This window comes from Shewanella sp. 10N.286.45.A1 (assembly GCF_041470405.1).
GTDB lineage: Bacteria > Pseudomonadota > Gammaproteobacteria > Enterobacterales > Shewanellaceae > Shewanella.
Genome location: NZ_JBFRMK010000221.1, coordinates 1 through 12,362, shown reverse-complemented (window position 1 = coordinate 12,362; position 12,362 = coordinate 1). Strand labels below are relative to the sequence as shown.

General features: G+C 44.7%; 10 protein-coding genes. 2 read left to right on the top strand and 8 right to left on the bottom strand.

The genetic code is table 11. The features are described 5' to 3' along the window. Positions 1 to 190: 190 nt before the first annotated feature. The 8 genes from der to AB4238_RS16120 form a co-directional block, all read right to left on the bottom strand. Positions 191 to 1,663, bottom strand: a complete 1,473-nt coding sequence (gene der / locus AB4238_RS16155) for a ribosome biogenesis GTPase Der (RefSeq protein WP_220739963.1) — start codon at positions 1,661 to 1,663, stop codon at positions 191 to 193. 86 nt (positions 1,664 to 1,749) lie between these two features. After that, positions 1,750 to 2,937 carry an outer membrane protein assembly factor BamB gene (bamB, locus tag AB4238_RS16150; protein ID WP_372034348.1) on the bottom strand — a complete coding sequence of 396 codons (1,188 nt, stop codon included), beginning with the start codon at positions 2,935 to 2,937 and terminating at the stop codon, positions 1,750 to 1,752. Positions 2,938 to 2,948: 11 nt separating this feature from the next. Then, positions 2,949 to 3,569: a tetratricopeptide repeat protein gene (locus AB4238_RS16145; protein ID WP_372034347.1), complete on the bottom strand. Its 621-nt coding sequence runs from the start codon at positions 3,567 to 3,569 to the stop codon at positions 2,949 to 2,951. Between the two features lie 14 nt (positions 3,570 to 3,583). Then, on the bottom strand, positions 3,584 to 4,858 hold the full coding sequence (gene hisS, locus AB4238_RS16140; protein WP_371994860.1) for a histidine--tRNA ligase: 1,275 nt from the start codon (positions 4,856 to 4,858) through the stop codon (positions 3,584 to 3,586). A gap of 80 nt (positions 4,859 to 4,938) precedes the next feature. Continuing rightward, positions 4,939 to 6,054 carry a flavodoxin-dependent (E)-4-hydroxy-3-methylbut-2-enyl-diphosphate synthase gene (gene ispG / locus AB4238_RS16135; RefSeq protein ID WP_372034346.1) on the bottom strand — a complete coding sequence of 372 codons (1,116 nt, stop codon included), beginning with the start codon at positions 6,052 to 6,054 and terminating at the stop codon, positions 4,939 to 4,941. Positions 6,055 to 6,076: 22 nt separating this feature from the next. After that, on the bottom strand, positions 6,077 to 7,105 hold the full coding sequence (locus tag AB4238_RS16130) for a RodZ domain-containing protein (protein WP_372034345.1): 1,029 nt from the start codon (positions 7,103 to 7,105) through the stop codon (positions 6,077 to 6,079). Then, positions 7,105 to 7,893 carry a type IV pilus biogenesis/stability protein PilW gene (gene pilW / locus AB4238_RS16125; RefSeq protein ID WP_372034344.1) on the bottom strand — a complete coding sequence of 263 codons (789 nt, stop codon included), beginning with the start codon at positions 7,891 to 7,893 and terminating at the stop codon, positions 7,105 to 7,107. The genes AB4238_RS16130 and pilW overlap by 1 nt, the downstream gene beginning before the upstream one ends. A gap of 32 nt (positions 7,894 to 7,925) precedes the next feature. Next, positions 7,926 to 9,047: a bifunctional tRNA (adenosine(37)-C2)-methyltransferase TrmG/ribosomal RNA large subunit methyltransferase RlmN gene (locus tag AB4238_RS16120; RefSeq protein WP_248974107.1), complete on the bottom strand. Its 1,122-nt coding sequence runs from the start codon at positions 9,045 to 9,047 to the stop codon at positions 7,926 to 7,928. A gap of 295 nt (positions 9,048 to 9,342) precedes the next feature. Between AB4238_RS16120 and AB4238_RS16115 the strand changes: the two genes are divergently transcribed. Both AB4238_RS16115 and AB4238_RS16110 read left to right on the top strand, forming a co-directional pair. Continuing rightward, positions 9,343 to 10,419, top strand: a complete 1,077-nt coding sequence (locus AB4238_RS16115) for a CNNM domain-containing protein (RefSeq protein WP_372034343.1) — start codon at positions 9,343 to 9,345, stop codon at positions 10,417 to 10,419. A 113-nt stretch (positions 10,420 to 10,532) separates the two neighbouring features. Beyond that, complete coding sequence (locus tag AB4238_RS16110) at positions 10,533 to 12,275, top strand: bifunctional UDP-sugar hydrolase/5'-nucleotidase (protein ID WP_372034342.1); 1,743 nt, start codon at positions 10,533 to 10,535, stop codon at positions 12,273 to 12,275. The last annotated feature ends 87 nt before the right edge of the window (positions 12,276 to 12,362 follow it).

The following is a 12,362-nucleotide window of genomic DNA, read 5'->3' as shown; positions in this document are numbered from 1 at the left end:
AAAGAATGCTAAACAGTTTATTTTAGAGGGGAAAAGGGAGCGTAGTTACCCTAGAGTGTTGAAGTGTTCAAAGGACCGATATCCCATAAAAAAGAAAGCCGTTCACGTTAAGTGAACGGCATTAACCCGTAGGTTCCTTTAAATCACTAATTTGGTCATCAAACTCGCTCACCAAATGATGAACAAAGCATTAATCTTTATTCTTATCACGAATATGACCAACCATACGCTTACGGCGACGCTCTTGGCTCACCGTTAGCTTCTTGGTGTTCATCCCTTCGAATGGATTGCCACCGTCTTGGAAACGGATCTGGATCGGCGTGCCAATAACTTTTAGTGAACGACGGTAGTAGTTCATCATAAAGCGCTTGTACGAGTCCGGTAACTTCTTAACCTGATTACCGTGTACCACCACGATTGGTGGGTTGTAACCACCTGCGTGAGCGTATTTAAGCTTAACACGACGGCCGTTAACCAGTGGTGGTTGGTGATCGTCTTGTGCCATCTGCATAATACGGGTCAACATAGAGGTACTTACGCGGCGCGTCGCACTGTCGTATGCTTCTTCGATAGACTCATATAAATGACCAACACCTGTTCCGTGCAATGCAGAGATAAAGTGGATACGTGCGAAGTCAATAAAACCTAAGCGACGGTCAAGCTCGCTCTTAACACGGTCTTTCACTTCTTGGTCAATACCGTCCCACTTGTTGACGGCAATCACTAACGCACGACCAGCGTTCAATGCAAAACCTAAAAGACCTAAGTCCTGCTCGGCAATACCTTCACGGGCATCGATGATCAGTAGTACGACGTTACAGTCTTCAACCGCTTTTAAGGTTTTAATAACCGAGAACTTCTCAACTGTTTCATGTACCTTGCTACGACGGCGTACACCGGCAGTATCAATCAATACGTATTCGCGACCTTCACGTTCCATTGGAATGTAGATACTGTCACGAGTGGTGCCCGGCTCATCATAAACAACTACACGTTCTTCACCTAAGATGCGGTTAGTTAGCGTTGATTTACCTACGTTTGGCTTACCAATAATGGCAAGTTTAATCGGTAAATCTTGCAAGCGCTTCTGCTCAGCTTCCGCTTCCTCTTCGGTGTATTCACGCTCTTCTTCGTTCTCTTCACCTTCACCATCTTTGGTGATCCCCATCGCTTCTGCGTAAGGTGCTAAAGAGTACTCAATCATGTTAGTCACACCGCGGCCTTGAGCCGCTGCCATTTGGTAAACTTCACCAAGGCCTAGTGACCAAAACTCAGCACACGCTGAGTCAGCATCGATACCATCAACTTTGTTAGCAACAACAAAAGTTGTCTTTTCACGGCTACGAAGATGCTGTGCAATCGCCAAATCAGCTGCGGTGAGACCAGCGCGAGCATCTGTCATAAATAGCACCACATCAGCCTCTTCAATCGCCGCTAGCGATTGTTCGGCCATGCGGGTTTCAATACCCTCTTCAGTGCCATCGATACCGCCGGTATCAACCACAATAAACTCATAGCCAGCCAGATGCGCTCGGCCGTACTTACGATCCCGAGTTAGCCCAGGAAAATCTGCCACGAGGGCATCTCTGGTACGGGTAAGTCGGTTAAAAAGGGTCGACTTACCAACGTTTGGTCGCCCAACAAGGGCCACAACAGGAATCATTTAATTGCCTCTATTACTCATTTTCTATTAACTAAAAAGCCCCCGGAATACACATCCAGGGGCCTTATCATCTTTCACAACTAGGCTTACGGAAGTGTAACTCGAACCACTTTTCCACCACGAGTCTGCACATAAAGGTTGTCTTTAACAACCAGTGGCTGACTGTATAAACCAGAGCTATCTACTTCAACACGACCCACTATTTGGCCATCAGACTTGTTCAAAAAGTGTAGGTAACCTTCAAAATCACCCACTACAATATAGTCTTTAAACGCAACGGCAGCAGTTAAACCACGGTTAGCAAGCTCTGAATTACTCCATAACTCTAGACCATTTCGTCTATCAACAGAATAAATACGGCTATGGTCATCAACTACAAACAGACTTGCACCTGAGTATGCTAGCTCATGGAAGCTTGAATACTTACGAGTCCAAACAACGCGACCTGTGCGCATCTCCATTGAGACTAAGTTACCATTGTAACTAACTGCATAAAGGTTTTCACCGACTAGCAGTGGCTTCATGTCAACATCAGCCATGCGCGAGAACTCATTACCACCAGCAGGTGTGTAAATCGCTTGTTCCCAAGCTGCCTGACCGTTGTTTTTAATCACTACCGCAATTTTACCATCGGCAGTACCAACGAAAAAGCCACCAGCATCATAAGCTGCAGAACCCGTACCACGTAATGTTAATGTTGGTAGCTGGTTTTCATAAGTCCAACGCTTTTCGCCATCATCAACATTAAAAGCTTCAAGCGTGCCTGCACCAGTATTAACCACGACAATGTCTTCACCAACCGTTGGTGCTGATAGAACTTCACCGCCAGCAATCACATGCCAAAGATTATCACCAGTTTCAGCATCAAATGCTGCAACCAAGCCACTCTCGCCGCCCACAAATACCTTGTTACGTGCAGCTGTTACACCGCCCGCCAAACGTGCACCTTTGTTTTTAGCTAAAATATTATCTCTAAAGATTGAGCTAAAATCTTTTTCCCACGCTTTGTCGCCAGTCGCTTCATCAAAAGCTAAGACTTTACCGTAACGGTCAGCGACAAAAAGCTTATCGTAACGAGCTGCAGGTCGCAGGCGAGAATAGTAATCACCTACACCATCACCGACATTGGCGCTCCAGCTTACTTCTGGAAATACGCTTGCTTCTATCTCTGCAAGTGGAGTAATAGGCTCTTCTTCTACATCGTTCGATGAACACGCAGACAGCAAACCTATGCTCAATCCACATGCGAGCAGTGTTTTGCACCAAGACTTCATGGGCAGATTCCTTATGCCTTGTTCAAATTATCAAGCTTCATTTGTAATGTTGGACTACTCATAGTGCCACCATTTTCTACTGCAGCTTGATAAGCAAGCCTTGCCTTGTCGGTTTCACCTTGGCGAACCAAGAAGTCACCTTTTAATTCATCTCTTTGCGCTGCTGAAGCAACATCTTTGATCTGCTCAAGCGTAGTAATAGCTGTAGCAAATTGACCTTGCTCTGCTTGTACACGAGCTAAACGCATAGTGGCAACCAGCACGATACTGCTATCAGCATTAACCGCAATCACGTTCTTAAGCGTTGCTTCTGCTTTCTCTAAATCGCCAGTTTCAACAGCAGACTTAGCCACCATTAGCTCAAGCAATGACTGATAGCCTTGCTGGCCATGTTCTTTGGCAAAAGTTTCTGCTGCAATTAGCATTGCAGCGTCAGCTGTATTTTGGCTGCTGAGTGCTTGAAATGACTCAGAAGCCGCTTCGGCTTGAGCCAACTGATGGTCAGAATAATAGTTCCAACCGAATAATCCACCTAAACCGACAACAGCACCTACGACAACTGAGGAACCGTAATCTTTCCAGAACTGTTTGATAGCATCTACTTGTTGCTCTTCTGTGCTATAGACTTCCACGTGTACTTCCCCTTTTAAACCAGTTCTGCAATATAAGTCGCCAACGCATCTCGGGCAACTAATTCTTGTGCTTTATCTTCACGAAGGTACTTAACTGCAACTTGATTATTGGCAAGTTCATCTTCACCAATAACAAGCGCCACAGCAGCACCGCTTTTATCTGCTCGCTTCATCTGCTTCTTAAAGTTACCGCCACCGCAATGGCTCATCACTTTTAGATTAGGCAAGCTTGCTCTTAAATCTTGTGCAACCTTTATCGCTTCAACACGGCAGCTATCGCCCATAGCAGTAACATACACATCTACCGCAGGTTTGATATCTTTATCAAGTTCAAGCGTTTGTAGCAATAACACGATACGTTCAAGCCCCATAGCGAAGCCTACTGCAGGTGTTGATTTACCACCAAGTTGACCAACTAGACCGTCATAACGACCGCCAGCTAATACTGTGCCTTGTGAACCAAGACTTGATGTCACCCACTCAAATACCGTGCGGTTATAATAATCTAAGCCGCGCACTAGACGAGGATTGATTGTGTATTGGATGCCAACAGCCTCTAAGAGTTCACATAAATGTGAAAAATGTGAACGAGTCTCTTCACCTAAGTAATCCATCAAGGCTGGTGCATCAGCTAGCAATGCCTGTACTGCAGCATTTTTAGAGTCTAATACTCTAAGTGGATTGCTGTACATGCGACGCTGACTATCTTCATCAAGTACGTCTTTATGTTGCTCTAAAAAGGCAATAAGGGCATCTCGGTACGCTGCACGCTCTTCACTATCACCTAAGGTGTTTAGCTCTAAAGTGACGTGTTCAGTGATGCCGAGTTTTTCCCAAAGCATGGCAGATAGCATTAATACTTCTGCATCGATGTCAGCACTTGGGATGCCGTAAACTTCAACACCAAACTGGTGGAATTGACGGTAACGACCTTTTTGTGGGCGTTCGTGACGGAACATAGGGCCCATATACCAAAGACGTTGCTCTTGGTTATACAGTAAACCATGCTCATTACCAGCACGCACAGTTGATGCGGTACCTTCAGGGCGAAGTGTTAAACTGTCGCCATTTCGGTCATCAAATGTGTACATCTCTTTTTCAACGATGTCAGTAACTTCACCGATTGAGCGCTTAAAAAGATCGGTACTTTCTACGATAGGTGTACGAATTTCGCTATAACCGTATGCACTAACTGTATCTCTAAGAACGGTTTCAAGTTTTTGCCATATAGGACTTTGGGTCGGCAGAATGTCATTCATTCCGCGGATCGCTTGGATCTGTTTTGCCACTATTCGACTCGCCAAATTTGCTATTTAAAAATAAAAAACGCCCTGCATTATAGGCGTTTCAATACTAAACGTAAAACGGGTTACTTACTTACATCTTGCGCTGGAATTCGGCTCTCGCTCATCGCCACTTTGGCGCGAATTTTAGCTTCTAGCTGATCAACAATATTGTTATTGTCAAAGCGCTCTTTCTGACGTACGCCATCTTTATAGTAACCACTCATGCGGTTACCACCTGTAAGGCCAATATCTGAGATAAGCGCCTCACCGGGACCATTTACCACACAGCCAATGATTGATACATCCATTGGTGTTACCACGTCTTCTAGGCGCTGCTCTAACTCATTAACGGTAGAGATCACATCGAACTCTTGTCTTGAGCATGATGGACAAGCAATAAAGTTAATGCCACGAGAACGGATCCGCAATGACTTAAGAATATCAAAACCGACTTTAATTTCCTCAACAGGATCAGCCGCCAGCGAAATACGCAGCGTGTCGCCAATACCATCAGCGAGTAACATACCCAAACCAACAGCAGACTTAACCGAGCCAGCACGCGCACCACCCGCTTCAGTAATACCTAGATGCAGTGGTTGTACGATTTGCTTAGCCAACAAACGGTACGATTCTACGGCTAAAAACACATCAGAGGCTTTAACGCTGACCTTAAACTGATCGAAATTAAGACGGTCAAGAATATCAACATGGCGCATTGCAGACTCAAGCAATGCTTCCGGTGTTGGCTCTTTATATTTGTCCATTAGCTCTTTTTCTAATGAACCGCCATTAACACCAATACGGATAGGAATATTTTTATCGCGAGCACACTCAACAACACTGCGAATACGCTCTTCGTTACCTATGTTGCCAGGGTTGATCCGCAAGCAATCAACACCGTACTCAGCCACTTTTAGGGCGATACGGTAATCAAAATGAATATCGGCTACTAAAGGAACATTAGTCTGTTGCTTAATCAGTTTAAACGCTTCTGCGGCATCCATGGTCGGCACGGATACGCGGACGATATCAGCGCCCACGTTTTCTAATGCTTTAATCTGTGCAACGGTGGCAGCAACATCAGTTGTGCGCGTATTGGTCATTGACTGCACAGCAATAGGCGCGCCATCACCTATTGGCACATCGCCTACATAAATGCGGCTAGATTTGCGTCTAATTATTGGAGATTCGTTATACATCGTCTTTGTGCTCTGTCATTCGTTATTGTCCCGCAAGTGGCAAACTAAAACGTGCCACTTTTCCGCTGGGATACTGATCCAAGCTGACTTGAGTTCCATTCAGCTGGATATTCACAACTTGTGGTGCGCCTAATATCACCGCAAAAGGCTCTGCGCCTGTGACATTAATATCGCGACCCGATTTCTTTAAGCCATCGATAAGCGTATTACCATTAGCATCAGTAACCTTGATCCAGCAATCACCGCTAAGCGTTAGCACTAACGCTGAAGTCACGGCATCACTGGTATCAGTGTCTTGGCTGTCAACCATTGAAGCGAGCAATTGCGCTGCAGATACTTGCGCGCTAGCTTGGGCAACTTGAGGCTCAGAGCCAGGCTGTTCAGTAACGGAGTCTTCTGACGCGACATCTTGGTTTGATGCAATGTTCTGCTCAGTACTATTGTTATCCGCTACATTGTCGCCAATGGTCTCGAAAATGCGCTCATCAAGGGGAATATCATTTGATTGCGCTGCAAGGGATGCTTCACCATTCAACAATGACTCGTCATACATCGCTTCCTCTGCAGATGCGGCCACTTCCTCAACGGTCGGCTGAGAGTAATCTACAGTGGTCTCCATTGACGATTTCTGGAACCACCACAGCACCATTAACGCCAATAGAATAAATACGATGATATAGGTTAACGCCATTAACCTGCCGTCACGTGCCTGATGAGTTGTCTTTCGCGAAAAGCTTTGCATTGACGGCTGAGCATCATTAAGCAGTTGCTTATCTAGACATGTTTGAACTTCGAACGGGTCAGCTTGCACCGCCCGCGCATAGTTCTTTACATAGCCCCTAACATAGGTCGCAGCGCCAATTTCTAGTAGATTGTCGGCTTCTATCTCTTTGATGATAGTCGGGCGTAAATGCAATTGCGCCGCAATATCCTCTACCGAAGCCCCTTTGTTTTCGCGGGCTTTTTTTAGCAAAACGCCCAGTGTGAGCGTTGGCTCATCCACTAGGCTTTCAGTGTCTATGTTGGGCAGATCATTCTGTTCATTTTTCATTAATGCATATTGGCCCGATATTGCTTGGCTTGAGCTGAAGAGGGAAATTTCGCTAATAGTAAAATACCATATTTCCTAACCGCTTCTTGGTCATTCAAGCCTTGTTCAATTTTAATTCCTAGCGCCAAACTGATTGGAGATTCAACCGCTACCTTGTGGTAGTTTGATAAGCGAATTTTTGCTTCTCCGAATCGTCCAGCTTCGAGTTCCATTTCGGTTAACTCGATAAGCGACGTGCGTCTTCTAGGATCGTACTTAAGCGCCATAGTAAAATACTGTTGCGCTTTTTCTATTTGACCTGCTTTTCGGCTACAAATTCCCAAGTTTTCATAAGTGGAAGCTGCTTGAGTGTATAGGGGACGTTCAACTGCTTTAAGAAACATCTCCTCAGACTCAGCATACTTACCTTGCTGACATAGGAAAGTACCGAAATTATTATAGGCATCGCCGCTAGCATCTCGAAGACGAGTGGCGTTGCGATAAGCCTGTTCAGTCTTTTCTAGCTCACCCACTGAGCTGTAATAGTAAGCAAAGGCTAAATGCACATCTTCCAGTTCAGGAGCAAATGCTAAGGCCCTGTCTAAGTTAGATTTAGCTTGCTCACTGTTGCCTTTCTGTAGATAGGTTAAGCCTAACTGCACTCGCTGGCGAGCCGCAGCTACTTTATCGACCTTGCGCTCAGAGACCGGTGTATCTGTACCCGTATAAGTATTTTGTGTCACGCAGCCCGAAAGCGCTGTCGCAGACAACAAAATAAGCAAGGGCAAGCTCACCTTTCTATGATTCATCGTTAAGCCTATCTACCAATAGATACAAAGAGTTAATCCATTGTGACCGAAATTTGATTCTGTTGCATTTGTTTTTTCGCCAAACGCTTGGTTCTGTCGCGAATATCGCCAGCAAGTTGACCACAAGCAGCATCGATATCATCACCACGCGTCTTGCGCACAATAACCGTTAAGCCGTATTCCATCAGTACTTTAGAAAAACGATCGATTCGAGAATTAGAAGAACGACCGTAAGGTGAGCCAGGATACGGATTAAACGGAATTAAATTCACTTTGCACGGCGTGTCTTTCATCAACTTAGCCAATTCATGGGCTTGGTCGGTACTGTCGTTGATATGATCTAGCATCACATATTCAACAGTTACACGGCCACGGTTAGCATTAGATTTGGCAATATAGCGACGTATTCCGGCAAGGAAATCTTCTAGCGGATACTTTTTATTAACTGGAACCAGTACATCACGGAGTTCATCATTTGGCGCATGAATGCTCACTGCCAAAGCGACATCAAGCGCATCACCTAAAATGTCTAACGCAGGCACAACACCTGAAGTCGATACAGTGACACGGCGTTTAGATAGGCTAAAACCGAAATCATCCAGCATGATATCCATAGCTGGAATCACGTTCTTAAGATTCAGTAATGGCTCTCCCATCCCCATCATCACTACGTTAGTAATTGGACGCTCGCCGGTATCTTTAACAAAGCCAATAAAGTCAGCCACACGCCAAATTTGACCTACGATTTCAGATACGCTTAAGTTGCGGTTAAAGCCTTGTGCTCCCGTTGAACAGAAAGTACATTCGAGTGCACAACCAACTTGAGACGATACACACAAAGTGGCGCGGTCATCTTCAGGGATATAAACGGTTTCAACTTCTTGGCCATTACCTACGTCAATGGCAAACTTAATCGTACCATCTGCTGATTTTTGATAACTGGCTATTGCGGGTGCAACAATTTCACATTTACGCGCAAGTTTCGCTCGTAATGCTTTGTTAATGTTAGTCATCTGTTCGAAGTCACTTACACCAAAGTGATAAAGCCATTTCATCAATTGATCGGCACGGAACGGCTTTTCACCCATATCGGCAAATAACGCTCTCATCGACTTACGATCAAGATCCAATAAATTGATCTTCTTTTCACTCATTGTGTGTAACCTCAAAAACCTAAAACCTGCATGTGGGCGGCGAATTATACAGATCCTTGTAAAATAAGGCTAGCAACCTTACTCGGCTTATTCGATGATGCTGATATTTATTACATTAATTGTAACTACTCAATAGTAAATCCTGCACAGAACCCTCTAATCAACTCAAAATAGCCTGACAAGACTGATAAAAATACAAAATTCGCTGCTAATAGCAATTGCCGCGAATTAAACCTGTGCTAGAATCCGCTCAGACTAATGTTGGTCTGTAATATGGAGGTGTAATTTCACCTTTATGATAACTCTTATCATTATAGTATTTGTCGCCATTGCTATCTCTTTTCTTTGTAGTGTGTTTGAAGCTGTTTTACTGTCAGTCACACCCAGTTATATCGCCACGCTTGCCGCAACCAATCCTGCAGCAGCCGCTAGGTTGAATAAACAAAAAGAAAACGTTGAATCTCCACTCGTTTCTATCCTAACTTTAAATACCATTGCCCACACTGTTGGCGCGGCGGTTGCTGGTGCACAGGCAGCTAAAGTATTTGGTGATGAGATGCTAGGCGTATTTTCAGGTGTCCTTACTTTCCTTATTCTGTTTTTCTCAGAGATTATTCCTAAAACATTAGGTGCAAACTACTGGCGCTCACTTGCACCAGCCGTTTCTATCGCACTAGTGTGGATGGAGCGCGCGACTAGGCCGCTTATCTGGATGTCTAAGCAGGTTACACAGTTGATGGGTAAAGGTGATGAAGGTCAGTATATTCGTCAAGAGATGAGCGCGATGGCTAAGATTGGTCGTGAATCTGGCGAGCTTGATGAGCAGGAATCTAAGATTTTGACGCAAATGTTGTCAGTTAAAGAGATGCCAGTGACTGCCATTATGACGCCTAGAACCGTAATGTTTAAGCTGCAGACAAGCTTAACTCAAGGTGATTTCGCAGCTCAGTTTATGGCGAAGCCGTTCACTCGTATTCCGATATATCAGGGCGAACCTGATAATATTATCGGTTATGTGAATCGCAATGACGTGCTTTTGGCTGAGCGTAAGACCCCTAAAGAGTCCATTGCCGTTCTGAAGAAAAACCTGTTGGTTATCCCTGAGACAGCCAAAATTTTGCCACTGTTTGAATTGATGATTAAGCGTAATACCAAAATTGCGATGGTTGTCGATGAGTATGGCTCTGGTGAAGGTATTGTCACCTTAGAAGATATTGTCGAGTCACTATTGGGACTGGAAATTGTCGATTCAAATGACCCTGTCACAGATATGCAGCAATTAGCGCGTAAATTGTGGAGTCGTAGAATGCAGCATAAAGGTATTGTGCTTTCTGATGATGGCGAGTTTGATGATAAGCCCGAAAAGAGCTAGTTATCACTCAATATACATTAAGGGAGCTTAGCTCCCTTTTTTAGCTGCGAAAATCAGTATTTCACCCGGCAACGTAAAAATGCTATAATTCTTGTTTGGTTCTGAGGATTGAAATGACGTCTACTTATACATTAAAGCTTGCCCACATCAACGACACACATTCTCATTTCGACGCTAATCGACTGCAGTTTACGATCACCGAGCAACAACAAGAACTCACGCTATATAGCCATAGTGGTGGTTACGCACGGATCGGTTATCAACTCTCTCAAGCAAAGCTGTCAGCCAAAGCCAACCAACAATCTTTTCTATTCTTGCATGGCGGTGATAGCTTCCAAGGCACCCTTTATTTCAATGAATTTAAAGGCAAGGCGAATTCAGACCTACTCAATCTATTAAAGCCAGACGCGATGGTACTGGGTAATCATGAGATTGATGCCGGCAATGGTCCTGTTTTAGATTTCTTGAATGACATTCAATTTCCTCTGCTTGCTGGCAATATGGATTTGAGCCAAGAAGATCAGCAAAAAACCGCCAAGCTCAGTGGTCATCACAACCTTTACGACTACGACACGAGCAGTCAAACCGCTAAGTACATATTAAAGCCACTGCATGATAAGCAAGTTGCGATTATCGGTATCACGCTTGATCAGATGAAAGAAATTGCCCGCCCAGATGAAGATACGCATTTTATTAATGCTATCGAAACCACACGGCGCACAATTGCAAAGCTGCACGAGAAAGGCATTTACCACATCATAGTGTTAAGCCACCTAGGGCTAGATCAAGACCGTGTGCTTGCAAACGAGGTCGATGGTATAAGTGTAATTGTTGGCGGTCACTCCCATACCCTACAAGGCGATTTTCGTGACCTTGGTTTAAGCAATATCCCCTATGCTGAAAAGGTAAACCACACGCCTATTCTGCACGCAGGAAAATACGCTGAGACCATAGGAATATGTGATGTTAGTTTTGATGACGCTGGTAGGGTTACCGATATCAGCGGTGGCAACTTCTTCATGCTTGATCAGCAATTCATTTTGCAGGCTGGTGAAGGTGAAGTATGCGCTGAAAACTACCTAGCGATCCGCGCTAAGCTCGATGCAAATCCTGCTATTTTCTGGGATGGAGAAGACAGCCTTGTACAGCAAACTATTTTACAAAAATATCGCCCAAGTTTAGACGCACTCGATAACCAGATACTGAGCTTTGTGCCTAAAAATCTTGAACATACTCGCCTACCAAGTAAAGCACTGCCCCATGGTAGTGAAATTGCGCCATGGGTCAGCCGCAGTATGTACCATGAAACAAAGGCCATTGGTATGCAGGTCGACTTTGCGCTGCACAATGCAGGCGGTGTCAGACAATCACTCAATAAAGGACAATTGAGCCTAGCTGAAGTGATTGGCCGCATATTACCGTTCGAACTGCCATTAGTGACCTACCAAATTCAAGGACAATATCTGTTTCAGATGCTTGAATCAGCCATCAATGCTGCAACCAATAACAGTGTGATTGGCACTGGTGCAGGCAGTTTCCCATATACTTACGGGCTTAAGTATTTCTATGACGGTCGACAAGCTTTGGGGCAACGGATAGTTAAGCTTGAGATCATGCGTCCAGCTAATGGCCAACCGCTGTGGTTTGATATTGACCCAATGCAGCATTATATCGGGGTGTCTTCAGCTTATACTGCATCAGGAAAAGAGGGTTATAGTCCAATATTGCAATCCGATTGGCAGCACAGTGTCGATGAGTTAACTCTGCCAGAGGCCTTCATTCGCTTTATGAGCCGCACAAATACACTTGACGACATACTAGAACCTGAAGTGCATTATACCAGCCACAGAAGCTAAGCAGACTCCACGACAGTAATAGAATCGACTCAATGACAAAAGCCTCCTATTTACTAGGGGGCTTTTTAGTATTATACCAATTGCATT

Bases quoted from the DNA above. Each gene is read 5' to 3' on its own strand.
- der (WP_220739963.1), bottom strand. From the start codon at position 1,663: ATGATTCCTGTTGTGGCCCTTGTTGGGCGACCAAACGTTGGTAAGTCG.
- bamB (WP_372034348.1), bottom strand. From the start codon at position 2,937: ATGAAGTCTTGGTGCAAAACACTGCTCGCATGTGGATTGAGCATAGGT.
- ispG (WP_372034346.1), bottom strand. From the start codon at position 6,054: ATGTATAACGAATCTCCAATAATTAGACGCAAATCTAGCCGCATTTAT.
- AB4238_RS16130 (WP_372034345.1), bottom strand. From the start codon at position 7,105: ATGAAAAATGAACAGAATGATCTGCCCAACATAGACACTGAAAGCCTA.
- pilW (WP_372034344.1), bottom strand. From the start codon at position 7,893: ATGAATCATAGAAAGGTGAGCTTGCCCTTGCTTATTTTGTTGTCTGCG.
- AB4238_RS16120 (WP_248974107.1), bottom strand. From the start codon at position 9,047: ATGAGTGAAAAGAAGATCAATTTATTGGATCTTGATCGTAAGTCGATG.
- AB4238_RS16115 (WP_372034343.1), top strand. From the start codon at position 9,343: ATGATAACTCTTATCATTATAGTATTTGTCGCCATTGCTATCTCTTTT.
- AB4238_RS16110 (WP_372034342.1), top strand. From the start codon at position 10,533: ATGACGTCTACTTATACATTAAAGCTTGCCCACATCAACGACACACAT.